22 protein-coding genes are annotated in these 26988 nt (G+C 68.2%); 12 read left to right on the plus strand and 10 right to left on the minus strand.

Annotated features, from left to right (window positions below; genetic code table 11):
* The first annotated feature begins 279 nt into the window (after nt 1-279).
* From AC1RQC_RS14345 to AC1RQC_RS14375, 7 genes are all read left to right on the plus strand, one after another.
* On the plus strand, nt 280-1143 hold the full coding sequence (locus AC1RQC_RS14345; RefSeq protein WP_492375629.1) for an IclR family transcriptional regulator: 864 nt from the start codon (nt 280-282) through the stop codon (nt 1141-1143).
* 15 nt (nt 1144-1158) lie between these two features.
* On the plus strand, nt 1159-2214 hold the full coding sequence (locus AC1RQC_RS14350; protein WP_492883767.1) for a cyclase family protein: 1056 nt from the start codon (nt 1159-1161) through the stop codon (nt 2212-2214).
* 49 nt (nt 2215-2263) lie between these two features.
* On the plus strand, nt 2264-3514 hold the full coding sequence (locus tag AC1RQC_RS14355) for an ABC transporter substrate-binding protein (RefSeq protein WP_492375631.1): 1251 nt from the start codon (nt 2264-2266) through the stop codon (nt 3512-3514).
* Between the two features lie 25 nt (nt 3515-3539).
* Nucleotides 3540-4721 (plus strand): thiolase family protein, encoded by a 1182-nt coding sequence (locus AC1RQC_RS14360; protein ID WP_492811062.1) that lies wholly within the window; start codon nt 3540-3542, stop codon nt 4719-4721.
* Nucleotides 4718-5077: a Zn-ribbon domain-containing OB-fold protein gene (locus AC1RQC_RS14365; RefSeq protein WP_492827979.1), complete on the plus strand. Its 360-nt coding sequence runs from the start codon at nt 4718-4720 to the stop codon at nt 5075-5077. The genes AC1RQC_RS14360 and AC1RQC_RS14365 overlap by 4 nt, the downstream gene beginning before the upstream one ends.
* Nucleotides 5078-5145: 68 nt before the next feature.
* Nucleotides 5146-6144, plus strand: a complete 999-nt coding sequence (locus AC1RQC_RS14370) for a tripartite tricarboxylate transporter substrate binding protein (RefSeq protein ID WP_492883769.1) — start codon at nt 5146-5148, stop codon at nt 6142-6144.
* A gap of 61 nt (nt 6145-6205) precedes the next feature.
* Nucleotides 6206-8326 (plus strand): acetate--CoA ligase family protein, encoded by a 2121-nt coding sequence (locus AC1RQC_RS14375; protein ID WP_492375635.1) that lies wholly within the window; start codon nt 6206-6208, stop codon nt 8324-8326.
* 17 nt (nt 8327-8343) lie between these two features.
* Here the strand turns inward: AC1RQC_RS14375 and AC1RQC_RS14380 are convergent, their stop codons facing one another.
* The 5 genes from AC1RQC_RS14380 to AC1RQC_RS14400 all read right to left on the minus strand — a co-directional run bounded on the left by AC1RQC_RS14380 (nt 8344) and on the right by AC1RQC_RS14400 (nt 13291).
* Nucleotides 8344-9855 (minus strand): sulfite reductase subunit alpha, encoded by a 1512-nt coding sequence (locus AC1RQC_RS14380; protein WP_492883860.1) that lies wholly within the window; start codon nt 9853-9855, stop codon nt 8344-8346.
* Between the two features lie 191 nt (nt 9856-10046).
* Nucleotides 10047-11054 carry an FAD:protein FMN transferase gene (locus AC1RQC_RS14385; protein WP_492883771.1) on the minus strand — a complete coding sequence of 336 codons (1008 nt, stop codon included), beginning with the start codon at nt 11052-11054 and terminating at the stop codon, nt 10047-10049.
* 123 nt (nt 11055-11177) lie between these two features.
* Nucleotides 11178-12002 (minus strand): DUF4198 domain-containing protein, encoded by an 825-nt coding sequence (locus tag AC1RQC_RS14390; RefSeq protein WP_492811179.1) that lies wholly within the window; start codon nt 12000-12002, stop codon nt 11178-11180.
* 65 nt (nt 12003-12067) lie between these two features.
* Complete coding sequence (locus tag AC1RQC_RS14395; RefSeq protein WP_492883773.1) at nt 12068-12592, minus strand: DUF2271 domain-containing protein; 525 nt, start codon at nt 12590-12592, stop codon at nt 12068-12070.
* 63 nt (nt 12593-12655) lie between these two features.
* A complete protein-coding gene (locus AC1RQC_RS14400; RefSeq protein ID WP_492375637.1) occupies nt 12656-13291 on the minus strand; it encodes a PepSY-associated TM helix domain-containing protein in 636 nt (211 codons plus the stop codon).
* Between the two features lie 398 nt (nt 13292-13689).
* Between AC1RQC_RS14400 and AC1RQC_RS14405 the strand changes: the two genes are divergently transcribed.
* The 4 genes from AC1RQC_RS14405 (at nt 13690) to AC1RQC_RS14420 (ending at nt 17716) form a co-directional block, all read left to right on the plus strand.
* Complete coding sequence (locus AC1RQC_RS14405) at nt 13690-15246, plus strand: methyl-accepting chemotaxis protein (protein ID WP_492375638.1); 1557 nt, start codon at nt 13690-13692, stop codon at nt 15244-15246.
* 687 nt (nt 15247-15933) lie between these two features.
* Entirely contained in the window at nt 15934-16380 is a 447-nt protein-coding gene (fur, locus tag AC1RQC_RS14410) for a ferric iron uptake transcriptional regulator (RefSeq protein ID WP_492811074.1), read from the plus strand.
* Between the two features lie 92 nt (nt 16381-16472).
* Nucleotides 16473-16751: a hypothetical protein gene (locus tag AC1RQC_RS14415; protein ID WP_492375640.1), complete on the plus strand. Its 279-nt coding sequence runs from the start codon at nt 16473-16475 to the stop codon at nt 16749-16751.
* Between the two features lie 167 nt (nt 16752-16918).
* The gene (locus AC1RQC_RS14420; protein ID WP_492371951.1) at nt 16919-17716 is read left to right on the plus strand and encodes a MipA/OmpV family protein; all 798 of its coding nucleotides are present in this window, start codon (nt 16919-16921) and stop codon (nt 17714-17716) included.
* A gap of 62 nt (nt 17717-17778) precedes the next feature.
* Here AC1RQC_RS14420 and AC1RQC_RS14425 read toward each other — a convergent pair whose 3' ends face one another.
* Nucleotides 17779-18705, minus strand: a complete 927-nt coding sequence (locus AC1RQC_RS14425) for a DMT family transporter (protein ID WP_492371950.1) — start codon at nt 18703-18705, stop codon at nt 17779-17781.
* Between the two features lie 353 nt (nt 18706-19058).
* Between AC1RQC_RS14425 and AC1RQC_RS14430 the strand changes: the two genes are divergently transcribed.
* On the plus strand, nt 19059-19376 hold the full coding sequence (locus tag AC1RQC_RS14430) for a PadR family transcriptional regulator (protein WP_150985106.1): 318 nt from the start codon (nt 19059-19061) through the stop codon (nt 19374-19376).
* Between the two features lie 320 nt (nt 19377-19696).
* Here AC1RQC_RS14430 and AC1RQC_RS14435 read toward each other — a convergent pair whose 3' ends face one another.
* The 4 genes from AC1RQC_RS14435 to AC1RQC_RS14450 form a co-directional block, all read right to left on the minus strand.
* The gene (locus AC1RQC_RS14435; RefSeq protein WP_492371949.1) at nt 19697-20716 is read right to left on the minus strand and encodes a putative 2-aminoethylphosphonate ABC transporter substrate-binding protein; all 1020 of its coding nucleotides are present in this window, start codon (nt 20714-20716) and stop codon (nt 19697-19699) included.
* Between the two features lie 84 nt (nt 20717-20800).
* Entirely contained in the window at nt 20801-22546 is a 1746-nt protein-coding gene (locus AC1RQC_RS14440; RefSeq protein WP_492371948.1) for a putative 2-aminoethylphosphonate ABC transporter permease subunit, read from the minus strand.
* The gene (locus tag AC1RQC_RS14445; RefSeq protein WP_492371947.1) at nt 22543-23643 is read right to left on the minus strand and encodes a putative 2-aminoethylphosphonate ABC transporter ATP-binding protein; all 1101 of its coding nucleotides are present in this window, start codon (nt 23641-23643) and stop codon (nt 22543-22545) included. Before AC1RQC_RS14445 ends, AC1RQC_RS14440 begins: the two co-directional genes overlap by 4 nt.
* Nucleotides 23644-23758: 115 nt before the next feature.
* Complete coding sequence (locus AC1RQC_RS14450) at nt 23759-26986, minus strand: bifunctional diguanylate cyclase/phosphodiesterase (RefSeq protein ID WP_492883776.1); 3228 nt, start codon at nt 26984-26986, stop codon at nt 23759-23761.
* Nucleotides 26987-26988: the final 2 nt, after the last annotated feature.

Raw genomic sequence — 26988 nt, forward strand, 5'->3', positions numbered from 1 at the left:
AGGTAAAAATCGGGTGTCGCGAGCCGTGCTGGCGCGGCGAATCGCCGCCAAGGATAGCGGAAGTCGCACCGGCGAGCCTAATCGGGCTACCCGTTTTTGCGGGATTGCAACCCGGCTCACGCTCCGGGAACCGCCGCGAACACCCAACTGGCGCGGCTTTCCATGAATTTCATCAGGCAAAACTTTGATGCAGTGCAGAATGACGGGGCACACGTGGAAGCCTATAACCCCAAAACCGGTTTCACTCTTCGAAACCGGCCGACTCCGGAGTGCGCTCGCGTGACGGTACCGACTACCTCCCTCCAGAAGGCCTGCAGGCTGCTGCGCGTGCTGTCGGACGCGCGCAATACGCGCCTGACCGACCTGGCCGTGGCGGCCGGCGTCGACAAGGCCTCGGCGCTGCGCCTGCTGGACACGCTGGCGGCCGAAGGCTTTATCGAGCGTGACCCCGACACCAAGGCGTTCACGCTGGGCCCCGAATGGCTGGCGCTGCGCGCGGCCAGCGTGCGCCGCATCGACCCGCGCGCCAGCGTGCGGCCGGCGCTGATCCGGCTTGCCCAAGCCTTCGAGGACACCACCATCCTGTCAGTGCCAAGCGGCTGGGAATCCGTCTGCCTGGAACTGCGCCCCGGCACTTTCCCGATCCGCGCCAACTACCTTGACGTGGGCAGCCGGCGCCCGCTTGGGGTCGGCGCAGGCAGCCTGGCGCTGCTGGCGGCACTGCCCGATGCGGAGGTGGAAGCCACCTTGCACGCCATCGCACCCGCGCTCAAGCGCTATCCGCGCATCAGCGCGGCGATGCTGCTGCGCGAGGTGGAGGCCACCCGCGCGCGCGGCTACGCGGTGCTGCTGGATGTGGTGGTGGAACGCATGGGCGGCATCGCCATCGCGCTGCCGGACCCGGATGGCTACCCGCTTGGCGCCATCAGCATTGCCGCGCTCAATGAGCGCATCAGTGAGCGCGAGCCGGCGCTCGCGCGCGCGCTGCGCCGCGAAGCCGAAACCGTTTGCGCCGCCTGGACACCGCCGGCGCCCAACTCGGCGGCGGCACGCCGGCGCAACGCCACCATGGCCAGCGCCACGCCAACGACCAAGACCCCGACTGCGCGCAAGACGCGGCGAACCATCACGACCGACCTGTAACCGGAGACAGACAGCATGCGCTGGAAGCAACGACCGCAAGGTTCCAACTGGGGCGACTTCGGCCCCGACGACCAGCTTGGCCGCGTCAACCTGATCGGCGCAGAGCAGGTGCGCAAGGGCGCGCGCGAGGTACAGGCCGGGCTGTCGTTCTGCCTGTCGCTGCCGCTGGATTATCCCGGCGGCAACAAGCTCAACCCGCGCCGCCATCCGCCAGTGCTGCGCCCCACCTTCCGCGACGACATACCCTATGTGAACTTCCCGCTGGCCAAGGTCGACCCAAGCGCCACCGACGTGATCAGCGACGACCAGGTGCTGCTGTCGCTGCAGTACTCCACGCAGTGGGACTCGCTCGCCCACGTGGGCGCGCTGTTCGATGCGGATGGCGATGGCCGCCCGGAGCGGGTCTACTACAACGGCTACCGGGCCAACGAGCACATCGTGGGCCCGGTGGACTACGCGGAGGACGATCATTTTGCCGCGCACGCCTGCGGCCACGACCACAGCGAGGCGCGCGCGCTCGGCATCGAGAACTTCGCCGTCAAGGGCATGCAGGGGCGCGGCGTGCTGGTGGACCTGGCCAATGCATTTGGCCAGGATTTGCGCAACGTGGGCTACGACGACCTGATGCACGTGCTGGAGGCCGACCGGGTGGAGGTGGAACCCGGCGACATGCTGTTGCTGCGCACGGGCTTTGCCGAAGTGGTGCTGTCGATGCAGCGCGAGCCGGATGAAGCCGTGCTGCATCACAGCTGTTGCGCGCTGGACGGCCGCGACGACCGCCTGCTGAACTGGATCACCGATACGGGCATCGCCGCGCTGATCGCCGACAACTACGCGGTGGAGCGCTATCCGGCGCGGCCCGCGCCGGCCGACCAGCCGAATCATCCGCTGCTGCCGCTGCACCATCACTGCCTGTTCAAGCTCGGCCTGCCGCTGGGCGAACTCTGGTACCTGAAGGAGCTCGCGCAGTGGCTGCGCGCCAACCAGCGCTCGCGCTTCATGCTGACCGCGCCGCCGCTGCGGCTGCCGGGCGCGGTGGGCTCGCCCACCACGCCGATCGCTACCGTCTAGGCACCCACAAGAAAGCAAGTCAACAAGACCAAAGCTGGAGGAGACCACCATGAACCGAAACCAATCGCTGCTGCGCCGCCCGCTGGGCGCGCTCGCCATCGCCGCCGCGTTGCTGTGCGGCGCAGGACAGGCCAATGCGCAGCCGGCCAAGGCCGGCATTTCCGATGACGAGGTCAAGATCGGCCTGATCCTCGACATGAGCGGCCTGTACGCCGACGTGACCGGGCGCGGCAGCGCCACCGCCGCGCAGATGGCCATCGACGATTTTGGCGGCAAGGTGCTGGGCAAGAAGATCGAGCTGGTGGTGGCCGATCACCAGAACAAGGCCGACATCGCCGCCAGCAAGGCGCGCGAGTGGTTCGATACGGGCCACGTCGACGCCATCCTGGACGTGGCCGCCTCGGCACCGGCGCTGGCGGTGCTGGAGGTCGCCAAGCAGAAGAACAAGATCGTGGTGTTCTCCGGCCCCGGCACCGAGCGCATCACCAACGACCTGTGCACGCCGGTTTCGGTGCATTACGCCTATGACACCTACGCGCTGGCCAATTCCACAGCGCGCGCGGTAGTGCAGCGCGGCGGCAAGACATGGTTCTTCCTGACCGCCGACTACGCCTTCGGCCACACGCTGCAGGAGTCCGCCACCGCCGTGATCAACGAGACCGGCGGCAAGGTGCTCGGCGCGGCGCGCCATCCCATTGGCGCCAGCGATTTTGCTTCCTACCTGCTGCAGGCGCAGGCCAGCAAGGCGCAGGTGGTGGGCCTGGCCAATGCCGGCGGCGATGCCGTCAACGCCATCAAGGCGGCCAGCGAATTCGGCCTGACCAAAGGTGGCAACCAGCGCATGGCGGGGCTGCTGCTGTACATCAACGACATCCACGCCATCGGCCTGAAGACCGCATCCGGGCTGCTGCTGACCGAGGGCTTCTACTGGGACATGAACGACGCCACGCGCGCGTGGTCGCGCCGGTACTTCGAGAAGCTCAAGAAGATGCCGAACATGAGCCAGGCCGGCACCTATTCGTCGGTGATGCATTACCTCAAGGCGATCCAGGCCGCGGGCACCGACGAAACCGCTGCCGTCATGAAGCAGATGAAGGCGATGCCGATCAACGACTTCTTCGCCAAGAACGGCCGTATCCGCGAAGACGGCCGCATGATTCACGACATGTACCTGTTCGAGGTCAAGACGCCGGCGGAATCGAAGTACCCATGGGACTACTACAAGCTGCTGGCCACGGTGCCAGGCGACCAGGCCTTCATGCCGGTGGCCAAGTCGCAGTGCCCGCTGCTGAAACGGTGAAGCGGTGACGGTGAAGCGAGACGACATGCCACACGCAGCTTACCTGCGCGGCGCGGGCAATACGCGCTTTGGCCGCGTCGAGGGCAGCACGCCGCTGACGCTGATGGCGCAGGCCACCGACGCCGCGCTGGCCGACGCGGGCCTGGCCCGCGCCGACATCGACGGCGTGCTGTGCGGCTACGCCACCACGCTGCCGCACCTGATGCTGGCCACGCGCTTTTGCGAGTACGCCTCGCTCGATCCGGCCTACGCGCACGGCGTGGCCTCCGGCGGCGCCACCGGCGGCGTGATGGCCATGCTGGCGCGCGAGCTGGTGGGCGCAGGGCGCTGCCGCAACGTGCTGGTGGTAGCCGGCGAGAACCGCCTCTCCGGCCAGAGCCGTGACCAGTCCATCCAGACGCTGGCCCAGGTTGGCGAGCCGGACATGGAAGTGCCCAACGGCGCTTCCGTGCCGGCTTACTACGCGCTGCTGGCCTCGCGCTATCTGGCCGAGACCGGCATGCACGCCGACGCGCTCAGCGGCTTCGCGGTGCTGATGCGCGAGCACGCGGCGGGGCACCCCGATGCGCACCTGCGTGAGCCGCTCACGCTGGATGCGGCACGCGCCGCCAAGCCCATCGCCACGCCGCTGCGGCTGTCGGACTGCTGCCCGATCTCCGATGGCGCGGTGGCGCTGGTGGTGTCCGCCGAGCCGGGTGGCGGCACACCCGTGCGCATCACGGGCGCGGGGCAGGCACATCGCCACCAGCATCTGTGCGCGCTCGACAGCGTGCTGGCTACCGGCGCTGCAGACGCCGCGCGGCGCGCGCTCGCGCAAGCGGGCAACACGATCGGGCAGATCGACTACCTGGCGATCTACGACTCGTTCACGATCACGCTGGCCATGCTGCTGGAAGAGCTTGGCATAGCCCCGCGCGGCGGCTCGCCGCAGCGGCTTGCGGCAGGCGACTTTGCGCGCGACGGCGCGCTGCCGCTCAACACGCACGGCGGCCTGCTTGCCTTCGGGCACTCGGGCGTGGCCGGCGGGCTGATGCATCTGGCGGAAGCCACGCGGCAGCTTGCGGGCAAGGCTGGCGCGCGCCAGTTGCCGCCGCGCAAGCGCGCGCTGTTTCACGCGGATGGCGGGGTGCTGTCTTCGCATGTCAGCCTGGTGCTGGAGGCGGGAACGCTTGCAATACCCACCGCTTCGCCAAGGACATCGCCATGAGCAATGACCATCCCTATCAAGCCGGCCTCGACGCAGGCGTGGTGCGCTATCAGGCGTGCGAGGACTGCGCCGCGTGGCAACCGCTGCAGCGCCATGCATGCCGCGCTTGCGGCAGCACGCGGCTGACGTGGCGCGACGCCACGGGTCGCGCTACCGTGCACAGCGTCACCGAAGTCGCGCGCGCGCCCACCGAGGATTTCCGCGCGCTGGCGCCTTACACGCTGGTGCTGGCCACGCTTGACGAAGGCCCGCGCGTGATGGGGCATGCCGAGCCCGGCGTGACGATCGGCGAGCGCGTGCGCGCGGGGTTCATGCGCCATGGCGAGCGCACGCTGCTGCGTTTCCAGCGCGAGTAAGCCGCATGGCCCGGCGTAGCACGACACAGCACGACACAGCAACATACATCGACACCCTGGAGACCGACATGGTCCGAACCTTGCCGCTTCGGCGGCCCGCGCGCGCCTTGCTGGTGGGCGCGATGGCAATGACCACCGTGCTGCTGGCCGCGCCCGGCGCACGCGCGCAGGACTGGCCAACGCGTCCGGTGCGGCTGGTTGTGCCTTACCCGCCCGGCGGCCCCACCGACATCGTGGCGCGCGTGGTCGGGCAGAAATTGTCGGAGCAGCTCAAGCAGCCCGTGGTGATCGAGAACCGGCCCGGCGCGGGCGGAAATATCGGTGCCGAGGCCACCGCGAAGGCCGCGCCGGATGGCTACACGCTGCTGGTGGCGACCACGGCGCACGCCATCAACATGACGCTGTTCACCAAGCCCGGCTACAACACGCAGAAGGACTTCGCCCCGGTCTCGCTGCTGACGCGCGGCCCGCTGGTGCTGGTCACGGCGCCCGCCACACCGGCGGCCAATGTCGCGGAGCTGATCGCGCTGGCCAAGGCCAAGCCGGGACAAGTCAGCTTTGCCAGCTCCGGCAACGGCCAGTCCACGCACCTCGCCGCCGAACTGTTCAACAGCATGGCGGGCACGCACATGACCCACGTGCCGTACAAAGGCAGCGCGCCCGCGCTCACCGATGTGATGGGCGGGCAGGCCACAGTGATGTTCGACACCATGCTCTCCGCCATGCCCTTCGTGCGCGAGGGCCGGCTGCGCGCGCTGGCGATCACCGGCGCGGCCCGCTCGCCCGCCGCGCCCGATGTGCCCACCATGGCGCAGGCTGGCCTGCCCGGCTACGAAGCCACCGCGTGGAACGCTCTGCTCGCGCCGGCGGCGACACCACAGGCCGTGATCGCCACCTTGAGCAGCGCGCTGAAGACCGTGCTTGAACAGGAGGATGTACGCGCCAAGTTCGCTATGCAGGGCTTCGCCGCGGAATGGACGGCACCTGGCGCCACGGCGCAGTTCCTGACCCGGGAGATCGACAAATGGGGCAAGGTGGTCAAGGCCTCCGGCGCCACCATCGATTGAGCCATTCACGCTGTTCCCTGAAGCCGGACATGCCGGCCTTTGATTCCGGATCGCACTCATCATGAACCAGACCTTGCAAGCCTTGCTGGCGCCTCGCTCGATCGCGGTGATCGGCGCCTCCGACCATATCCACAAGATCGGTGGCCGGCCCATCTACTACATGCGCGAGCATGGCTACGCCGGCAAGCTCTTCCCGGTGAACCCGCAGCGCGACACCATCCAGGGCCTGCCCGCCTTTGCCTCGCTCGATGCGCTGCCCGAGGTGCCGGAGCTGGCCATCATCGTGGTGGGCGGCGACGCAGCCGTGTCGGCGGTGCGCGATTGCGCGCGGCTGGGTGTGGCGGCCGCGATCGTGATCGCCTCGGGCTTCGGCGAAGCCGGCGAGGAAGGCCGCAGCCAGCAGGACGAGATGGTGCGGATTGCCGCCGGCGCGGGGCTGCGCCTGGTTGGCCCGAACAGCCAGGGCCTGGCCAACTTCGGCACCGGCACCATTGCCAGCTTCTCCACCATGTTTATCGAAGTGCCGCCGCAGGATGGCCCGGTGGCGGTGGTGAGCCAGAGCGGCGGCGTCAGCGCCATGGTCTACGGCCTGCTGCGCGGCCAGGGCATCGGCGTGCGCCATATGCACGCCACCGGCAACGAAGCCGACATCACAGTGAGCGAGCTGGCGCTGGCCGTGGCGCACGATCCCGATGTGCAACTGATCCTGCTGTACCTGGAGAGCCTGACCGATCCGGCCATGCTTGCGCGAGCCGCCGCAGTGGCGCGCCGCCGTGGCGTGCCCATCGTTGCCGTCAAGGCGGGCCGCTCCAGCGCGGGCCAGCGCGCGGCAGCGTCGCACACCGGCGCCATTGCCAATGAAGACCGCGCGGTGGGTGCCTTCCTGGCGCGGCACGGCATCTGCCGCGTGGATGATGCGCACGCGCTGGCGCGCTGTGCACCGCTTTACCTGCGCGGCTGGCAGGCCAGCGGGCGGCAACTGGTGGTGGTGAGCAATTCCGGCGCGAGCTGCGTGATGGCGGCCGACGCGGCGGAGCCGCTCGGGCTTGCGCTGGCGCCGCTGTCGCAGGCCACGCAAGCGGCGCTGGCGCAGCGCCTGCCCGGATTCGCCTCAACCGCAAACCCGGTCGATGTCACCGCCGCGCTGCTGACCAACAGCGGGCTGTTTGGCGACGTGCTGCCGGTGGTGGCCGCCGACCCGGCCGCCGACCTGCTGCTGCTCGATATCCCGGTGGCGGGCATGGGCTACGACCTGCCGCGCTTTGCACGCGACGCCGCCAGCTTTGCAGACAGCGCCGGCAAGCCGATTGCCGTGGCGGCCTGGCAGGCGCCGGTGGCAGCTGCGTTCCGCGCGGCCAACGTGCCCACCTATGCCAGCGGCGCCGAGGCGCTGGCTGCGTTCGCGCAACTGGTCACACACCAGCAGCAACTGCGCGATGTGGCCGCGCAAGACACGGCCGTCGCCGCGCATCGGCCCGCGGCAAGCGATGCAGCAGGCGCTGCGTCGAGCGCTACCGGCCACACGCTGAGCGAGGCGGCGAGCCTCGCGCGCCTGGCGTTGGCCGGCATCCCGGTGGTAGCGCACAAGCTGTGCCAGAGCGTGGATGAAGCGGTCGCGGCGTGGCGCGAGTTGAAAGGGCCCGTCGCAGTCAAGGCCAGCTCGCCGCAAGTGCCGCACAAGAGCGAGCACGGCCTTGTCGCGTTGAACTGCAACGATGAACACGCCGTGGCGCAGGCCTTCCTCACGCAGACCGACATCCTGGACAAGCTCGGCGCGGCCTGCGAGGGCGTGGTGGTGGCGCGCATGGAACGCGGCCAGCGCGAATGCATGGTGGGCGCGCACTGGGACCCGGTGTTCGGGCCGGTGGTGCTGGTGGGAGACGGCGGCAAATATGTGGAGGTGCTGCGCGACACGGCCGTGCTGCTGGCGCCGTGCAGCGAGGCCGCGGTGGCGCGCGCCGTGGCCGGCCTGCGCATTGCGCCACTGCTGGCGGGCGTGCGCGGCGAGCCGGCTGTCGATGTGGCGGCGCTATGCCGGATCGCCGTGCGCGTGGGCCAGCTGATGCTTGACGCCAACGGTGCGATCCGCTCGATTGACCTCAACCCGGTGATGGTGAGTGCGGGCGGGGCGGTGGTGGTGGATGCGCTGATGGAGGTGGCAGGGGACGCTACGCCAGCCTGATCGCTTTCCAGCCAGGCTCAGTAGACATCGCGCCGATACCGGCCCTGCTCACCAAGGCGCAGCAGGGCCTCTTCGCCCAGCACCTCCGACAGCGCCGCGTTGACGCCACCGGCCATGCCTTTGAGGCTGCCGCAAACGTAGATGGCCGCGCCAGCTTCGATCCATTCTCGCAATGCGTCGGCCGATGCGCGCACGGCGTCCTGCACGTAATGGAGCGAGCCGCCATCGCGCGAGTAGACCAGGTCCAGCCGCTGCAGCACGCCATTGGCCTGCCATGCGGTGAGCTCAGAGTGGTGGAACGCGTCGTGCTCCGCGGTGCGCTCACCAAACAGCAGCCAGTTGCGATGATGCCCGGCCGCGGCGCGGGCTTTCAGGTGCGCGCGCAGGCCGGCCAGGCCGGTGCCGTTGCCGATCAGGATCAGCGGGCGATCATCCGCAGGCGGATGAAAGCCGCGATTGGTGCGGATGCGCAGGGCGATGCCCGCGCCTGGCTCCGCATGCGCGGTGAGCCAGCCGGATGCCAGGCCGAGCCGGCCATCGTCATGGCGCGTCTGGCGCACCAGCAAATCCAGTTGCCCGTCGCCCGGCAGCGAGGCAATCGAATACTCGCGGTGCGGCAACAGCGGCAGCGTATCCACCAGCCGTTGCGGCGTGACGCCGGCCAGTGCGGCAAGATGCGGATCGGGCAGGACGATGCGCATGGCGAGCGCCTGCGCCAGCGTGGTGGATGCGCCATCGCAGCGCACGGCGGTGTCGCCGTCCAGCGAGAGCTTTGCCAGCACACGCGCCACTTCGGACGGCGCAAGACGCGGGCCGATCTCGGCGATGTCGCCGGCCTGCCACGACGGCGCGCCCCCGCCCACTGTGGCCGGCACCAGCGCAAGGTGGAAGGCTGGTGCGCCCGGGCTGCCCGGATTGAGCAGTCTGCGCTCGTGCAGGCGCCAGTCGGCGTAGCGGGGCATTTCCCAGTCGGCGATTTCGGCGCCGCCGGCGAGTGCGCTGAGATGGTTCTGCCAGTGGCGCAGGGCCCCGGCATCGCCATTGTCCACTTCCACCATGTCGAAGAGCGCCTGCGCATGCTGGCGCTGCATCCATGCCGACAGCGCGTGGCCGAAGGCGCAGTAGTTCGCGTAGCTGCGGTCGCCAAGCGCGAGGATGCCGTAGCGCAGCGCGCGCAGGCCACCTGCGCCGGCGGCGGCCGTCAGGCGGCGTGCAAAGCCCGAGGCGCTGTCTGGCGCATCGCCCTCGCCCGTGGTACTGACCACGAACAGCGCCTGACGGCAATGGGCAAGACGCCCGGCCACCAGCTGGTCGAACGATAGCAACTGCGCGGGCACGCCGGCATCCTGCAGCGCCTGCGCGGTCTGCAGCGCAAGCTGCTCGGCAAAGCCGCTCTGGCTCGCGTAGGCCACGACCGTGGCGCCGTCCTTGGCTTCCGATAGCTGGCCGGCGCGCGGACGCCGCCGGCGATGCCGGCCGATCACGGCGGCACAGAACCCGGCATAGGCTATTACCACGCCGGCGGCCATGCCCGCGCGGCTGGGTGCGAGAAAGCCCAGAGCGGTGCCGGCCACGCCAGCCAGCGCGCCCAGCAGGATCACGGCGTCGATGACGCGGAAGCGCTTGCGGGAATTGCCGGCATGGCCTTCGTGGCCCTGCCGGCGCGAGCTAGCCGCGGCCGGCGGGTCCATAGGCAGGGAGGAGGCGGTATCAGGCGTGGTCATGACAGCATGGCCTCGAAGGCCGGCGACAAGCGTTCGTCGAAGCCGTCGCTGCGGCGGATCAGGAAGCGCGCGGCCAGCGCATGACGGCAGGCGAATACCATGCCCGCCTCGGGGCCCAGCACGGTCAGCGCGGTGGACAGCGCATCGGCCATCATGCATTGCGGGTGCAGCACCGTGACGGAGGCCAGCGCGTGGCTGGCCGGGTAGCCCGTGCGCGGGTCCAGCGTGTGCGCATAGCGGCGACCGCCACTATCGAAGTAACGCCGGTAGTCGCCCGAGGTGGCCACCGACAAGCCATGCAGCGCGACCAGCGTCTCGTGCCCCGCCGCGCCACCGCCCGGCGGCGTTTCCAGCGCGACCCACCACGGCATGCCGTCGGGCTTGACGCCATGGCCGCGCAGCTCGCCGCCGATTTCCACCAGGTGGTTGTCGATGCCCTGCCCGCTCAGGTAGCGCGACACCGCATCCACGCCAAAGCCCTTGGCGATGGCACAGAAATCCAGCCGGATGCCGCCGGGCTGCTGCACGCGGCTACCGGCCTCGTCGATGGCGATGCGCTGCCATGCGCATTGCGCGCGCGCCTGCTCCAGCGCCGCCAGCGCGGGCGCTTGGGCACGCTGCGGCGCCGGGCCGAAGCCCCACAGGTCGACCAGCGGCCCCGCGCTGGGGTCAAAGGCGCCGCCACTGTCGCGCGCCACTTGCAGCGCCGCCTTCAGCACGGTGAAGCAGTCGGCTGGCAGCACCTGCCAGCTGCCGGCCGCGGCGCGGTTGAAGCGGCTCACGTCCGAGGCTTCGTCCCAGTTGCTCATCTGCGCGACGACCTCGGCCAGCACAGCGCGGATGCCGGCGTCGAGCGTGTCTTGATCGACTGCCACGGGCGATGCGGCCCACGCCACCGACCATGTGGTGCCCATGGTCTCGCCTTGCCGCCAGCACAGGCGTGACGCCGCGACAGGCACGGGCGGAACGGCACCAAGCGAAAGGGGAACCAGGACACGCTGCATATGAGACGGACGGGAGACGGACAGGAGACGGAAATGACGAAAACACAAAAAGCCCGCTGGGGGCTTAGGGCTTGCGCAGGCGACGGGACTCACGCCCCGCCGCCTGCCGGCGTGGCATTGCGCTTACTGCGGCAGCACTTCCACCGTGGCCGCATAGCTGGCGCGGCGCGTCTTGGCTTCCTTGACGGCAACCTTGTCGTCGCGCACCTCGGCTTCCAGCCAGTACATGCCCGGGGCCGGCCACTTGACGCTGAACTTGCCGTCGGCGTCGGTGGTGAACGCCATTTCCTGCAACTGGTCGCGATAGCGGATACCGCCCGGCACCACGGCTACCTTGACGTTGGCGGCGGGCTTGCCGTCCAGCAACAGGCGGAAGCTGGCGGCGTCGCCGGCGACCAGGTCGTTCGGGTGGGTCACGGGCGCCAGCTCCAGGCCCCGGCCAGTGGTCTGCAGCACCTTGGCGGTGGGCTTGCCCGCCGTCACGAAGGCTTCCAGGCGGCTGTCGGCCTGCGTCACCTGCAGGTCCTGCGCGCCGGCCGGCACCTCCTTGGCGAAGGCTTCGGGCGAACCGCGCCAGCGCTTGGCCTGGCCGTCCACCTTGTAGCTGGCAAACAGGCCGTGGTTGACCATGGCCACCTTGTAGGTGCCGGGCTGGGTCAGGTGAACGTCGAAGGTGCTGCGATAGCGGCCGGTGCTGGCGTTCTCGACCTTGGCCGCGGCGCCGTCCGGCGCGGTCACGGCGAGGTTATCGAGGCGCAGCGGCACGTGCTCGAAGTAGAACAGGTCGTTCGACACGGCGGCGTCGACGGTCACCCACGGGTCGCTGCCCGACAGCACGGTCGCCGACGGCAGCAGCCACTGGCGGTGTGCGTGGGCGGCCAGCGGCATCAGCGCGGCCAAGGCCAGCGCGGCGGCCTGGACGGACAGTTTGGTGGCGAAGGTCTTCATCGTCATGCTCCTATTCCTCTTGCTATTGAATGCAGGGCTGGTTGATCGGTTCGGGGCTCAGGGCTTCAGGGCTTCAGGTCGACCGAGACGCCGCCAAGCTCATGCTCGCCCTTGGCCTTGGCCGAAGCGGCTGCCTTCGGCGGCCAGGCAAAGGGCACGCGCAGCAGTTCGCGGCCGCCGACCTCGCGGGCGGCTTCCACGACGAGCTGATACTCGCCGGCGGGCAGCTTGCCCAGCGGCGCCTTGGCATCCGCGAAAGTGAGCGTGTGCTCTCCGGCCGCGCGCGTGGCGCCGGAGATGCCGTCGGCGGGCATCTGCATGTCGCGCCCGGCCTTGCGCCACCACTGGCGCATGTCCTTGAGCCACTTGGTGCCTTCGCCGTCCTTGTGCTTGACGTCATACCAGACGGCCAGCGTGGCGGCCGGGCTCTGGTCGGCGCGCTCGATCCACATCGAGACATAGGGCCGGTGGTATTCCGCGACGTTCAGGCGCGGGATCTCTACCTTGACGTTCATTTCGGCCGCCACGGCCGGGCTGGCGAATGGAGCCGCGGCCAGGCCGGTAAGGGTGACGGTAAGCAATCGGCGCATAACGGGACCTCGTCTTTGAACGGTAAATGGGATCAGGTGATCGTTAGTAATCGCTAGTGATCGTTAGTGGATGAACAGCAGCGCCAGCAGCAGCGGCACCACCACGCCCAGCCCGACCAGCGGCCAGGTCGCCATGCGGCCTCCGGCGTGCAGCTTGAGCAGGAACAAGCCGGTCACGCTGAAGATCAGGCAGGCTGCGGCGAACACATCCAGGAACAGGCTCCATGCGCGGCCGGTGTTGCGGCCCTTGTGCAGGTCGTTCAGGTAGGAGATCCAGCCCCGCGTGGTCTTCTCGTACTGCACATCGCCGCTGTCCAGTGCCACGCTGACCCAGGCATCGCCACCCGGGCGCGGCAATGCGACATAGATCTCATCGGCCTGCCACTCGGCTTCACGGCCATGGGCGTTGATATCGAGTTCCTGCGACAGCCAGTTGGCCAGCGCCGCTGGCACCGGGCCCTTGTCTGCGTGCGTGGCCCGGCGCAAGGCCGCCGTGAGGCTGGCCGGCGCGCTCGCCGTGCGTGTGACCACTTGCGGGCGAGCCTCGATCTGGCCAGCGTGGTTGAGCGTGAAGCCGGTGACGGCAAATAGCAGCATGCCGATCAGGCACATTGCCGAACTGATCCAATGCCACTGATGCAGGTGTTTGAGCCAGAATGCCCGGCGCTGCTGGCCTGCCGCTAGCGATGTTTCAGTCATGTTTGTTGATCTTCCGGCGCCCGGCAACCTGCTTCTCCGGTGCCTCACTGGTCAGCTTGCCGCGTCCGCGCAAAGGTGCCGCGCCCCGTGCCAGGTGACGGCCCAGGCAAGTAAAGCGAAAGGATAATGGTTCTCATTTGAAATCGCAATGCTTGCGCTGGCGATCAGGCATTACGTTCCATTACACGCTCCACACTCGGAACGCCCCTTAAAGTGCAGCGTCATCCGCAGCCAAAAGATCATTTGTGCGGTTGCGTGCATGCCACTGCCAAATTCCCCTGCGAGCCTTGCTGCACCTGAGGAAATCCCCTAGCGAGCGGTCGTCAAGTTTGTCCTCCGGGCCGCCGTTATCGCCTCAGCAGTGCCGTAAATCCATAGCTAGAAAAAGGGGAGAGAGAATGCTGGAGCGCCTGAGCCTGAGGAAAAAATTGCTGTTGCCATTGCTGCTGAGCTGGGTCTGCCTGCTCGGGCTGACGCTATGGGACGCCTGGCAGATGCGCGAGCTGCGCCTGGCGGAGAGAAAGCTCGACCTGGCGCACGTCACCGAAACCGCGCTGTCCATGGTCCAGTCGTACGAGGCACTGGGGCGCAGCGGCAAGATGCCGATGGAAGAGGCCAAGCAGCAGGCCCTGGAGCGCGTGCGCGCCATCCGCTTTGGCGAGGACGGCTACTTCACCCTGATGCATTCCAACGCGGTTGTGGTGATGCATCCGTTCAAACCGGAGATGAACGGCAAGAACATGGAAGACACCAAGGACCCGAAGGGCACTTATCTGTTCCGCGATATTGCCGCGATCGGCAAAGGCGCGGGACAGGGTTACGTGCAGTACCTGTGGGCCAAGCCTGGCGCCGAGGCGCCGCAGCCCAAACTGAGCTACGTGGCGAACTTCAAGCCGTGGGACTGGAACTTCATCGCCGGGGTCTACCTGGACGATATCGACGCGGCGTTCCGCCAGGCGCTGCTCAAGTCGCTGGCCTTGCTGCTGGGCATCGGCACGGTGATGACTGTGGTGGTGCTGCGCATCGCCAACGGCCTGCATAAACAGCTGGGCGGAGAGCCGGCGCTGACTTCGCGCATCGCCGCGCGCATCGCCGAAGGCGACCTGGCCAGCGAAGTGCACACCGCGCCCGGTGACAACCACAGCGTGCTGTTCGCCATGCAGCAGATGCAAACCCGCCTGACCGGCGCCATCGGCAGCATCCGCGGCTCGGCGGATTCGATCGCCGGAGCGGCCAGGGAGATCGCCACCGGCAACGCCGACCTGTCGCGCCGCAGCGAAGAGCAAGCGGCGTCGCTGGAGCAAACGGCGGCCAGCATGGAGCAGCTCACCGGCACCGTGCGCCAGAGCGCCGACAACGCGCGCCAGGCCAGCCGCCTGGCCGAGGGCGCATCGGAGATCGCGGTGCGCGGCGGCGTCATCGTGGGCAAGGTGGTCAACACCATGGGCGAGATCAAGGCCGCCTCCGGCAAGGTGGTCGACATCATCGGCGTGATCGAAGGCATCGCCTTCCAGACCAATATCCTGGCGCTCAACGCGGCGGTGGAAGCCGCCCGCGCGGGCGACCAGGGCCGCGGCTTCGCGGTGGTGGCCGGCGAGGTACGCAGCCTGGCGCAGCGCAGCGCTACCGCCGCCAAGGAGATCAAGGCCTTGATCGGCAACTCCGCGCAGCGGGTGGATGATGGCTCGGCGCTGGTGGAAACCGCCGGGCAAGCGATGGACGAGATCGTGGAAGCGGTCAAGCGCGTGACCGACCTGATGGGCGAGATGCGCGCCGCCACCGAAGAGCAGACCGGCGGCATCGAGCAGGTCAACCAGGCCGTGACGCAGATGGACCAGATGGCGCAGCAGAACGCCGCGCTGGTGGAGCAGGCAGCCGCCGCGGCCGCCTCCCTCGAAGACCAGGCCGATGCGCTGCACCGCGCCGTTGGCACGTTCCGGCTGGCGGGCGCGTGAGATCCGCATAGGGCGGTAACCAGCGGCGCCCCGGGCTCGGCATGCCGGGCGCCGCCATCGCGCGCTTGACTGCGCGCTTCGCGTGCGCCGGGGACTTTCCCCGCTTGCCCGGCGCACGTTTTCTTTTTCCGCGCTCCTCCCTGCGTTTCCTCCCGCGCTTGCGCGCAACTGGTGGCCGCGCCATCCGCAAAGCCCTTCCGAAATAAGTTGAAAATTTTCCTTGTAATGAGATTAATTCCCATTTACTATTGCCTCATTGACTGACGCAGGCGAGCAAGGAAGCAAGACAAGCTTGGCCTGGCGCCAGGCACCAGAACACAGCAAGGCCAGCGGCAAGTCCGCGGCAACAAGAATTTTGAGATGTCGCAACGCGGCATCCATCACCGTCTTTTGTGGGGACCGCTCCGTACCGCGGAGCGTTTGGCAGTAGCCAGTCACCGGAGGATCGGGAAAGCAACCAGACCCCGCTTTCCCGATCGCCTCTTCGGCCGACAAGCCAAGCCATTTTTTTATTCCGCGAGCCGTGCGCCACGGCTCGCAGCAGCGGGCGGCCTTCCTTGCAGGACACCGCCCGCTGCACGCCTACGGTTGGAATCGCGAACGTCCGCCCAATGCGCGTGATGGCGCAGCCGGCCCAGACACCTTCATTTCCGATTGATGCGCCCCGTGCGGGCGCTAAGCCGCAGCATGCTGATGCCTCCCAACAGTACCGAACCCATTGACCTCAAGCGTGCCGGACTCAAGGCAACGTCACCGCGCGTTCGCGTGCTGGAAGTTTTCCGTGCCAGCCCACGGCGCCACCTCAGCGCCGAAGACGTCTACCGCATCCTGCTGGCACAGGAAGTCGATGCCGGCTTGTCGACGATCTACCGCGTGCTCAACCAGCTGGTGCAGGCCAACATCCTGCTGCGCCACAGCTTCGAAGCCGATCACGCAGTGTTCGAACTCAACGAAGGTGGCCACCACGACCACCTGATCTGCGTGGCCTGCGGCCGCGTGGAAGAATTCCGCGACGAAGCCATCGAAATCCGCCAGCGCGAAGTGGCAAGCGCCAATGCCTTCGTGCTGCGCGAGCACATGCTGGTGCTATACGGCCTTTGCCCTGGATGCCGAGCCGACAAATCCATCAACTGATACGGCCCTCGTTCCACCGCCCCCCATTGTCGGAACCACGGCCTCGCCCGTCCCCGCCCGTCGCGGGCACGGGTGCGCAACCGGAGTCCATCATGGATCGCCAGACCAAGCCCCTGACCGAACTCAAGCGCCTGCTGAACGATTGCCTGCATGCGCAACCCGGCTGCCAGGGCTGCCAGCTGCACGCCGTGTGCGTGCACCGGCCGGACCACACCGGGTGCAACTGGAGCGCGGAGGTCGATTTCCCCGGGACGAGCGACGAAGAAGCGATGCGGAGCTTGCCACTGGCACGCCGGGTAGTCGTGATGGTCAGGGAGCGCTTCAATGTGGAGCGGATGAACATGGGCGAACCGGGCTTGAGCCTGGCTTGAGCCCCCGGCACAGTTCACACAAGCAGGTGGCACTTGAGTGCAGGCACATGGGTGAGCGTTTTCCACCCTGCCAAATCCCCCCACCCCCTCCCCCTCCAGTTAAAATCCCCCGCTAGCCCCCCCCCCCGCGCGCAGCGCGGCCCCACTCAAACCCGCTCCGCGTCCAAATGCCCATCCCCTTCGCGCCCCGCCGCGCACTTCTGGCTCTAGCCCTCACCCTGGGCGCCACAGCCGCCTGGGCAGCGCCTGACGCGCCGGCCACCACCGCGCCCGCCAGTAACTGGAAGATCTCGGCCGGCCCGGGCGTGTACGCCGCGCCGGATTTCCCCGGCTCCCGCAGCACGCTTGTTTATCCGATCATCTACCAGGACATCGACTACGGCGGCCGCTTCTTCTCGCGCGGCTTCGACCTGCTAGGGGTCTACGCGGTCAACAACGATATCTGGCAGATCGGCGCCGACTTCCAGTTCGACCCGACCTGGCGCAAAAGCAAGAATGACAGCCGGCTCAGGGGCCTGGGCGACGTCAACATGACCATGCGGGCGCGCGCATTCGCGCAGGCGCAGGTGTCGTTCGTAACGTTCTCGGCGGATGTGGCGCAGGATATCGCTGGCCAGGGCCAGGGCTTGATTGCGAATGGCGATGTGCTGTTCAGCCTGCCAGCCGGTAAGTGGCTATTCACATTGGGGCCAGGGGTGACCTGGACCAACAGCAAGTACATGCAGACGTTCTTCGGCGTCACGGCGGAGCAAAGCGCGCGTTCCGGCCTGCAGACGCATGCCGTGGGTGCTGGCCTGCGCGAGTGGCATGCGAATGGCATCGTCACCTACGAGATCTCGCGCAACTGGTCCGCGCTGGCCTCCGTGACCTTTGCCCGGCTGCAGGGCGATGCGGCCAGCAGCCCGATCACCGAGCGGCGCCAGCAATGGACCACCATGGGGGCCGTGACCTACCGGTTCCGCTAAGCGCGGGGAGCACAGGTAGCGCGAGATGGGCTAGATGAGCGGGATGGCCGAGCCTTTCGCCGTCAGGGCCGGCCCGGCCCCGGCGCCACCACATTCGCGCTGGCAGCCGGGGCCGCGGGCCGCAGCACCAGCCAGACGGCCATCCCGATCAGCGCTCCGCCGGCGGCGTGTGCCCACGACAATTGCTCGCCAAGGAAGATGGCGCCCCAGACGATGCCGAACGGCGGGATCAGGAAGGTCACGGTCAGCGAGCGAACCGGGCCCAGGTCGGCAATCAGCCGGTAGTACAGGATGTACGCAATCGCCGTGCAAAGCATCCCCACCCCCAGCATCGCCATCCAAACGCCTGGGCCGGCGGCCGGCAGCGTGTTTTCGCGCATCAGTGCAACCGCGCTGAACGGCAGCAGGAACAGGGTGGCGCCAACCATGCTGCCCGTTGCCACCAGGCGCGCGTCCAGACCGCCCTGCGCGGTGATCCAGCGCCGCGCGAGGAAGCCCGCCAGACCGTAGCATGCGGTCGCCACCAGGCAGGCGGCGGCGCCGAGCAGCACCTGGGGCGAGAACGCTACCGGCCCGGTGCGGGTCAGCACCGCGACACCGGCAACGCCGAGGACGACGCCGCCGGCCTTGGCCAGCGTCAGGCGCTCGCTAAAGCACAGCGCGCCGATCAACACGCCCATCAGCGGCGTCATGGCGTTGAACACGGCGGAGTAGCCGGCCGGTAGCCACAGCGCGGCGAACGAGTACATGGCGAATGGGATGCCGGAGTTGATCACGCCCAGCACCATGACCTGCCGCCACTTGCCGCGCATGTTCCAGCGCACGCGCATCATCGCCAGGCAGGCCACGAGCGTCAGCGCCCCGATCAGTACCCGCAGAAAGGCGGCGGTCAGGGGACCAAGCACCGGCGCGCTGATCCGCAGGAACAGGAAACTGGCGCCCCAGATGGCGGCAAGGCTGAGCAGGCGGATCAGGTCGGTGGGTTTCATGGTGGGGAGAGAAAACGAGGATGGCGTGCCCGGATTAAACCCCGGTGCCAGTGTGGCCGCAAGCTGGTTTCGGACATCTCCCTGTCCCAGATTACCGCTTAAAAGTGCACTTTAATGCGCTTTTTGGAGGAATCGCCACACTGACACCCTACTGACGAGGGGGCAGTCACATGAGTTGCGTGACAAGTCGTGTTTAGTTATTTTAAAATCTGATCTGCGCCAGAGTTAATTGACCCCTCCGACGCATTCCCGACAAGCCGCCACTTACGTGGCGGCTTCTTTTTTTTGCGGCGCACGGTTCACAACTATAAATCAACGTCAACCGCAATGGGAGATGACGCGTTTGCAGCGTCATGAAACGACAGTTCCTTGGCTTGCTAGCCCGCATTTACGTCCTCCAATTTGCCGTCGAGGTGCCGGCCACCGTGGCCATGCTCGCCGAGATGCTGATGGAGTACGGGTTCCAGGTGGATATTGGCACCGTCCGTCCCTTGCTGCGCGCCTTGCAGATGGAAGGCTACATGGAAAGCGTCCTGCGTGACGGCATCGGGCGTGTCTACCTGATCACGGAACGTGGCCGGGAAGAGCTGCGCAGCAGCCGCAGCCATGTTGACGACTTGTATCGCCGGCTGCACTCGCGCAACGATCCCTCGGAAGCGTCCCACGGTTGATTGCCAGCACGGGCGGCCAGGCTTGGCCGCTTTTGCGCAGCGCCCCGGCGGCGCTCGCGCCGGGGCAGCGTGAGTCCACACTCACGCCCTCGCCTCTCCTCACAATCCCCCCGCACGCTGCCCACCAAAAACGTCCAAACGGGGTCGTTTTGCCGCAACTCGTCATGCGACGAATAACGTACCCGTTTCTGCGTGGACCACCATGCTTTGCATCAATGAAAGCGCCCGGGCAAGCCGTACGCGCTGGATTGCGCACCGCTTGCCCGGGCTTACCGGCTGACGCTGATCGCCAGGTTTTACTTCTTTGCTTCTTTACTGATTTACTTCTTCTCGGCCTTGCCTTCGTAGCGCTTGCTCCACTCGGCGAGAATGCGGTCCCGGTTGGCGCTGGCCCACGTGAAGTCATTCTTGATCAGGCGCTTCTCGTAGTCGGCCGGCAGCAGCGGATCCGGCTTGGCGATGCCCGGGATGGCCAGCACCGCGAAGTTCTTCTCGTACAGCGCCATGGCGTCGGACGAAGCGGAGAAGTCGGCCAGCTTGCGCGCCGCATCCAGGTTCTTGGTGCCCTTGATGATCGCGGTGGCCTCGATGTCCCAGCCCAGCCCTTCGGACGGCAGCACGATGTCGATCGGCGCGCCTTCCTTCTTGGACTTCATCGCACGGTATTCAAACGCGATGCCGATCGGGAACTCGCCTTGCGCCGCCATCTTGCAGGGCTTGGAGCCGGAGTGCGTATACAGGCCGATGTTCTTGTGCAGGGCGTCCATGTAGGACCAGCCCTTTTGCTCGCCCATCATCTGCAGCCAGGCGCTCACGTCCAGGTAGCCGGTGCCCGACGACGCAGGATGCGGCATGACGATCTTGCCCGCGTATACCGGCTTGGCCAGGTCGGCCCACGACGTGGGCTTGGGCAAGCCCTGCTTTTGCGCCTCGATGGTGTTAAAGCAGATTGCCGCGCCCCATACGTCCATGCCAACCCATGCCGGCGGATTGGCGGCGCTGCGGTATTGCGCGTCCACCGCCGCCAGGTTCTTCGGCGCGTACGGCTGCAGCATGCCTTCCTTGTCGAGGATGGCGAGGCTGGAACCGGCCAGGCCCCACACCGCGTCGGCGCGCGGCGCGGCCTTCTCGGCCAGCAGCTTGGCGGTCACGATGCCGGTGGAGTCGCGCACCCACTTGATCTCGATGTCCGGGTTGGCCTTCTCGAACGCGGCCTTGTAGGCGGCGATCTGGTCGGCCTCCAGCGCGGTGTAAACCGTCAGCACGGTATTGGCATGGGCGGCGCCGGCCAGCAGCGCGAAGGCGGCCACGGCGGTGGCGGTGCGGAACAGGTGAGTCATGGTTTCTCCTTGGTGGAAGGCGTGTCGTGAAGTTCGGGTCGTGAAATGCGTATCGCGGCGCCGGCGCTGGTTAGCGACGGCAAATCAAGGCGCCGGCGCGCGCCAGGCTTGCGTGCGGCGCAGCCAGCCGCGTGCGGCGCCCATCAGCAGCAGGCAGGCCAGCGCCGAGGTCAGCAGGATCAGCGTGGACATGGCCGCGGCTGGCGCGGTGTCGCCGGCATCATCCATGTTCAGCACCGAGATCGCGGCCAGCACGGTATCGGGGCTATAGAGGAAGATCACCGCGGATACCGTGGTCATGGCCGAGACAAACAGGTAGCGGAAGATATCGATCAGCGCGGGCAGGCAGATCGGCACCGTCACCCGCCAGCAGGTGACCAGCGGCGCCACGCCCAGCGACAGCGCGGCGGCCTCGAACTCGGCATCGAGCTGGCGCAGCGCGGCGGCGGCGGTAAGGTGGCCGGTGGTGTAGAAGTGGGCCACGTTGCAGATCACCAGCAGCGTCATGGTGCCGTAGAGCCCGTGCAGCGGATTGGAGGGCGCGTTGAAGAAGAACACATAGCCCAGCCCGAGTACCAGCCCGGGCACCGCCATCGGCAACACAAAGCCGGCGCGCAGCACGCCATGCAACCACGCCGGCCCGCGCGTGCGCTCGGTCAGCCACGCGCCGAAGAAGATCGCCAGCGTGCCGGCCAGTGCGCTCAGCGCGGCCAGGCGCAAGCTGTTGCGGTAGGCCAGCCAGCCGCCGCCATCCATATTGTCGAAGTCGTAATGCGCCAGCGTGAGCTGCAGGTTGTACGGCCACAGCTTGACCAGCGAAGCGCCCACCGCCGCCGCCAGCATGATCAGCAAGGCGGCGCCGATCACCGTCACCACCAGCGTGCAACACGTGTCGCGCAGCCCGTCGCGGCCCGGCACATAGACCTGGGCACGGCTCGACATCTGCGCGCGTTGCCGGCGCTGCATGGCGATGTCCACGCCGAACGTCAGCAGCGCCGGCAACAGCAGCAGCATGCCGATCAGCGCGCCGCGCGCGAACTGCTGTTGCCCCACCACGGCCTTGTAGGCTTCCAGCGCCAGCACCGGATAGCCGCCGCCCACCACCTTGGGCACGCCGAAATCCGTCACCACCAGCGTAAACACCAGGCACGCCGCGCCAAACAGGCCGTGCCGCGCACCCGGCAGCGTCACCGTGAGGAAGGTGCGCCAGGCGGAGGCCCCCATGGCGCGCGCGGCCTCGTACAGGCGTGCGTCGGCCAGCGAGAGCGCGGCCATCAGCACCATCAGCGCATGGGGAAACGTATAGAAGGCCTCGCCCAGCACGATGCCCCAGAAACCATAGATGCCGCCTGCGCCGAATGCCCCCTTGAAGACGCCCTGGTTGCCGAACAGGTAAACCAGCGCGATGCCCGGCAGCAGCGAAGGGGCGAACAGCGGCAGCAGCGCAATGCCCCGCCAGAGCGGCTTGAACGCGATACGGGAGCGTTGCAGCGCGTAGGCAAAGCCAAAGGCCAGCGGCACCACCAGCGCGGCCACGGTCAGCGAGACGGCCACGCTGCGGCCCAGCAGCGGCAGGAAATTCGGGTTGGCGACCATCTCGGCCACGCGCGCAGGCAAGGCCCAGCGCCCGGCTTCATCGAACCATGCCTGGCCAAACAGCGCCAGCAGCGGCAGTACCAGCGCCACGGCCAGCCCGGCAAGCCAGAGCCACTTCATCGCAGCGGGCGCGGCATGCGCGATGCGGTCCGCCGCGCTGCCGGCGCCACGCCCGCGCCTGACAGTGGCATCGCGATCGGCCTTCGCCCCGGCCACGGGCAATGCGCGCGTCATGCGAACACCTGCAGCGCCTGGCTGGGCAGCGACACCCAGAACTTGTGGCTGCCCGGCGCCGGCAGCAGGTGGCGCTCCTCGCGCAGTACGTCGGCAAACAGCGTGTGGCCCGGCAGGCGGTCGGCCTCCAGCATCAGGCGATAGCGGCTGCCCAGATAGGTCTGGTCGACAATGCGCGCCAGCAGGCGGTTGGGCTCGCCTTCCACGGGGTGCAGCCGGATGGCTTCCGGGCGGCAGCACAGCCGGGCTGCGCCTTCGGCCACCTCGCCGGCGCGGGCCGGGGACACGGCCAGGTCGAGCTCGCCCACGCTGAAGGTATCGCGCCCGCTGAGCCGGCCATCCAGCCAGTTGGCCTGACCGATGAATTCGGCCACGAAGGCCGAGGCCGGGCGCTCGTAGATCTCGCCGGGCGTGCCGACCTGCGCGATGCGCCCGCCCTCCATCACGGCGATGCGGTCCGCCATCGCCATGGCTTCATCCTGGTCGTGCGTGACCATGACGGTAGTGACGTTCAAGCGCCGCTGCAACTGGCGCAACTCCAGCCTCAGATGCTCGCGCACCCGCGCATCGAGTGCCGACATCGGCTCATCGAGCAGCAGCAGCGACGGTGCCGGCGCCAGCGCGCGCGCCAGTGCCACGCGCTGCTGCTGGCCGCCCGAGAGCTGGCCGGGGAACTTGCGCTCGCTGCCCGCCAGGCCTACCAGCGACAGCATTTCCGCGACGCGGGCTTCGCGATGCGCACGTCCCATGCCCCGGCCCTGCAAGCCGTAGGCCACGTTCTGGGCCACCGGCAGATTGGGAAACAGCGCATAGGACTGGAACAGGATGCCGTAGTCGCGCGCCTGCGGTGGCAAGCCTGTCAGCTCGCGCCCGCCGGCGTGGATACGGCCCGTGTCCTCGCGCTCCAGCCCCGCGATGATGCGCAGCAAAGTGGTCTTGCCGCAACCCGAAGGGCCCAGCAGGCACAGCAGTTCCCCCTGCGCCACCGACAGCGAAACGCCGTCCAGCGCCTGGAACCCTCCCGCCCCTCCGAAACGCTTGCCTACCTGCTCGACCGCCAGGAACGCGCGGCCCGGCGCGGACTCACCTGCTTGCATGGACAACCCTCTGCGCTTTGATAACAGCGGGCAGCATAGGAGCGGCGCATGCCAGCCGTGTGGCAGTTGGGCAAAGAATCCCGATGCAGGTATCGGCGGATTTTGGGGATGCGGCTCAATCCGCGGCCGGCACCCGTTGCGCCCAGGCCTGCATGGTCGCTTCACCGCCTGCCGCGCAGATCTCCATCAGGCCGGCCAGCGGCACCGCCTGGCAGAACAGGTAGCCCTGCACGGCATCGCAGCCGTGTTCGCGCAGGAAGGCGAACTGCGCGGGCGACTCCACGCCTTCGGCCACCACCTGCAGGTGGAGCTGGTGGCCAAGGGTGATGATGGCGGCCGCCACGGCCTGGTGATGTTCATCGTGCGCGACGTCGTCGACGAAGGCTTTGTCGATCTTCAGCTTGTCGATCGGCAGCCGCGTCAGGTAGCTCAAGCCCGAATAGCCCGTGCCGAAATCGTCGATCGACAATCCCACGCCGAGCGCGCGCACGCGCTCGAAGGTGTCGATGGTCTTGCTCCCGCCCTCGATCAGGATGCCCTCCGTCACCTCGATGGTGAGGCTCGAAGCCGGCAGCCCGGCGGCCGCCAGGCATTGCGTGACCATGGCGGGAAACCCTTCCTGGCGCAGTTGCAGCGGCGAGATATTCACCGCCACATCCAGCTCCACGCCAAGCTCGCTGCGCAGGTGCTGGATCTCGCGGCAGGCCGTGGCCAGGATCCACTCGCCCAGCGGCATGATCAGGCCGCTTTGCTCGGCAATCGGGATGAACTCGGTTGGCGGGATCACGCCGCGCTCGGGCGTTTCCCATTGAATGAGCGCTTCCACGCCGGCAATGCGCAACGTGGCCGTGTCGACGATGGGCTGGTAGCGCAGCTTGAACGCCTGCGTGGCCAGCGCGCGCCGCAGCAGCCCCTCGATGGTGAAACGCGCCATGGATGCCTCGGCCATCTCGCTGGAGAAGCGGCTGAGCTGCGCACCGCCGCGGCGCTTGGCCGCGTACATGGCGGCATCGGCGTTCCTGAGCAGGTCGGCCAGGTTGTCGCCGTCGTCGGGGCACAGCACCATGCCGATCGAGGGCGTCACGCGCAGGCGCTGGTTGCCTAGCTGCAGGTCTTCCGACAGGCGGGCCAGGATCTTGGCGGCGACCAGCTCGGCCTCGCTGTCCTGGCTCAACGGGTCGAGCACCACCACGAACTCGTCGCCGCCCATGCGGGCAACCAGGTCGGCGTGGCGCACCGCGGCCTTGAGGCGATCGGCCACGATACGCAGCACCTCATCGCCGATGTGGTGGCCGAGCGATTCGTTGATGCGCTTGAACTGGTCGAGATCGAGCAACAGCAGCGCGATGCGCTCGCCCTTGCGCAGCGCGCGCTGCAGCACCAGTTCCGTGCGCGCATGCAGTTGGGCGCGGTTGGGCAGGCCCGTAAGCGCGTCGTGATGCGCCAGGTGCCGGATGTATTCGTCCGCACGCTTGCGCTCCGTCAGGTCATGCGCGATGGCGAGATAGCCGCCGGCATCCAGGCCACCGTTGCCGGCCTCGCCAGCAAAGGCCGGGGCCGGCGGGTTCCCCGTGCCGCCGGGCAGGTGCGCCTCGGGCAGCGCGGTCAGCGTCAGTTGCACCGGCAGGCGCGAGCCGCCCTTGCGGACATAGGTCCACTCCTGTTCGTCGGTCAGCCCGTGCCGGGCCTTGCCGACCACGGCGGCCAGGCCCGGCGCCACCGGCTCGCCCAGCTCGTTGGTGAGCACGGCAGCGCGCGCCGCAACCTCCTTGGGATCGAGGAAGTCCAGATAGCGCATGCCTGCGGCCACCTCGCTGGCCTGGTACCACAGCATGCGCTGGCCGGCGCGGTTGATGCCGGTCACCGTGCCGTTGCGGTCGAAAGTGATGACGCACAGCGCGGTGTGATCGAGCACGCGCGCGCTGCGCTCTGCCGCATCGGCGGCCGCCAGTTCGGCGCGGCGGATGGCGCTCAGGTCGGTCACTACCCACAGCACCCGGCCGGGCCCGGCAGCAGGCACCGGCGCCACCGCCACGCGCACGGGGATGATGGTGCCGTCGGACCTGCGGGCGTGGCTCTCCAGCCGCCCCTCCAGCGCCGTCGCGGCCAGCGTGGCGGCATCGGGCAGCAAGGTAGCGATGATGGTGCCGGGGAACTGGTCCGGCGCCTTGCCGAACAGCCCTGTGGCCGCCGCGCTGGCGATCTGGACACGGCCGCCGGCATCGCATACCAGGAAGGCATCGCTGGCGCTGGCCAGGCCCGCGCGCTGCAGGGCGCCATCCGCCTGCCGGCCCTGGCGCGCCCGCGCCGCGAGCTGCCACGCCCTGCGCCGCTGGCGTGCCAGGCCAAACACAATCCAGGCTAGCAGCAGCGTGCCTGCCGTGCCGAGCGCCAGTACCAGCATGGAGCGTCGCGGGCGATGCGCCGATTCGAAGGCCGGCGTGGTGGTGGCGCGCAAGGTCCAGACCCTGCCGCCATAGGTCAGCTCGCGTTCGGCCTGCAGCAACGGCGGCGGGACCGGCGCGCCTGCCGGCAAGGGCTCGGCGTCACCGGCCAGGAGCGCGCCGGGCTTGATGTCGCGTCCTTCATAAAGCAGCAGCGACAAGGTGCCGGCCGCGGGCAGGCTGACCCCGCGCAGCAGGTCTTCCAGGCGCAGCGAGGTATAGACATAGCCGGTCACGGCCAGCTGCCGCTGGGTAGGGGTGTTCAGCGGCAGGCCACTGCCGTACACCGGCAGGTACAGCACCGCGCCACGCTGCGGCGCCTGCGTTTCGCTCTCCCGCGTGAGTTCCACGCCGCCGCTCAGGCGCGCCTCGCCGCTATCGCGGGCAGCCTCGGCGGCAGCGCGGCGCACGGGATCGGACATGATGTCAAAGCCAAGCGCCCGCGTGATGCGCCCGGCGAAGGGCTCGACATACACAACCGGCGCGTACACGTCGCGCGGGCCCAGCGGGTAGACCTCGAATCCGGGCTGGCCCTCGCGGCGCATCGTCTCCACCAGCCAGTCGAGCTCCCGTGGCGGGGTCAGGCGCGCATAACCGATCGAATGCGTGCCGGGCGGCAGGTCATCCAGCTGGGTGGTGTACAGGTAGTTGCGCCACTGCTCGCGGGTGAGGGCGGGATCGGCGGCGAACAGCCCGGTGGTGCCGCGCAGCAGCTGCTCGTTGTCCAGCAGGCGTCGTTGCAAGGCGGAGAAGACCGGCGAGAACACCGCCTCGAAATCGCCCCGCGCCACCTCGCGCTCGAGCGTATGCATGCCACGCCAGGCGCCGCCAGTCGCCAGGGCGCCGGCTGCGGCGACCAGCAGGGACAGCAGGACTGGCGAAATTGAGGGCAGTTTCATGA

This window comes from Cupriavidus sp. GW822-FHT03E04 (assembly GCF_058801495.1).

Coding starts and splice junctions, on each gene's coding strand:
- AC1RQC_RS14355 (WP_492375631.1), top strand. CDS start 2,264: ATGAACCGAAACCAATCGCTGCTGCGCCGCCCGCTGGGCGCGCTCGCC.
- AC1RQC_RS14430 (WP_150985106.1), top strand. CDS start 19,059: ATGAAACGACAGTTCCTTGGCTTGCTAGCCCGCATTTACGTCCTCCAA.
- AC1RQC_RS14380 (WP_492883860.1), bottom strand. CDS start 9,855: ATGGCCGCCGGCGTGGTAATAGCCTATGCCGGGTTCTGTGCCGCCGTG.
- AC1RQC_RS14385 (WP_492883771.1), bottom strand. CDS start 11,054: ATGCAGCGTGTCCTGGTTCCCCTTTCGCTTGGTGCCGTTCCGCCCGTG.
- AC1RQC_RS14375 (WP_492375635.1), top strand. CDS start 6,206: ATGAACCAGACCTTGCAAGCCTTGCTGGCGCCTCGCTCGATCGCGGTG.
- AC1RQC_RS14425 (WP_492371950.1), bottom strand. CDS start 18,705: ATGAAACCCACCGACCTGATCCGCCTGCTCAGCCTTGCCGCCATCTGG.
- AC1RQC_RS14405 (WP_492375638.1), top strand. CDS start 13,690: ATGCTGGAGCGCCTGAGCCTGAGGAAAAAATTGCTGTTGCCATTGCTG.
- AC1RQC_RS14435 (WP_492371949.1), bottom strand. CDS start 20,716: ATGACTCACCTGTTCCGCACCGCCACCGCCGTGGCCGCCTTCGCGCTG.
- AC1RQC_RS14365 (WP_492827979.1), top strand. CDS start 4,718: ATGAGCAATGACCATCCCTATCAAGCCGGCCTCGACGCAGGCGTGGTG.
- AC1RQC_RS14350 (WP_492883767.1), top strand. CDS start 1,159: ATGCGCTGGAAGCAACGACCGCAAGGTTCCAACTGGGGCGACTTCGGC.
- fur (WP_492811074.1), top strand. CDS start 15,934: ATGCTGATGCCTCCCAACAGTACCGAACCCATTGACCTCAAGCGTGCC.
- AC1RQC_RS14395 (WP_492883773.1), bottom strand. CDS start 12,592: ATGCGCCGATTGCTTACCGTCACCCTTACCGGCCTGGCCGCGGCTCCA.
- AC1RQC_RS14360 (WP_492811062.1), top strand. CDS start 3,540: ATGCCACACGCAGCTTACCTGCGCGGCGCGGGCAATACGCGCTTTGGC.
- AC1RQC_RS14415 (WP_492375640.1), top strand. CDS start 16,473: ATGGATCGCCAGACCAAGCCCCTGACCGAACTCAAGCGCCTGCTGAAC.
- AC1RQC_RS14400 (WP_492375637.1), bottom strand. CDS start 13,291: ATGACTGAAACATCGCTAGCGGCAGGCCAGCAGCGCCGGGCATTCTGG.
- AC1RQC_RS14450 (WP_492883776.1), bottom strand. CDS start 26,986: ATGAAACTGCCCTCAATTTCGCCAGTCCTGCTGTCCCTGCTGGTCGCC.
- AC1RQC_RS14370 (WP_492883769.1), top strand. CDS start 5,146: ATGGTCCGAACCTTGCCGCTTCGGCGGCCCGCGCGCGCCTTGCTGGTG.
- AC1RQC_RS14440 (WP_492371948.1), bottom strand. CDS start 22,546: ATGACGCGCGCATTGCCCGTGGCCGGGGCGAAGGCCGATCGCGATGCC.
- AC1RQC_RS14420 (WP_492371951.1), top strand. CDS start 16,919: ATGCCCATCCCCTTCGCGCCCCGCCGCGCACTTCTGGCTCTAGCCCTC.
- AC1RQC_RS14390 (WP_492811179.1), bottom strand. CDS start 12,002: ATGAAGACCTTCGCCACCAAACTGTCCGTCCAGGCCGCCGCGCTGGCC.
- AC1RQC_RS14445 (WP_492371947.1), bottom strand. CDS start 23,643: ATGCAAGCAGGTGAGTCCGCGCCGGGCCGCGCGTTCCTGGCGGTCGAG.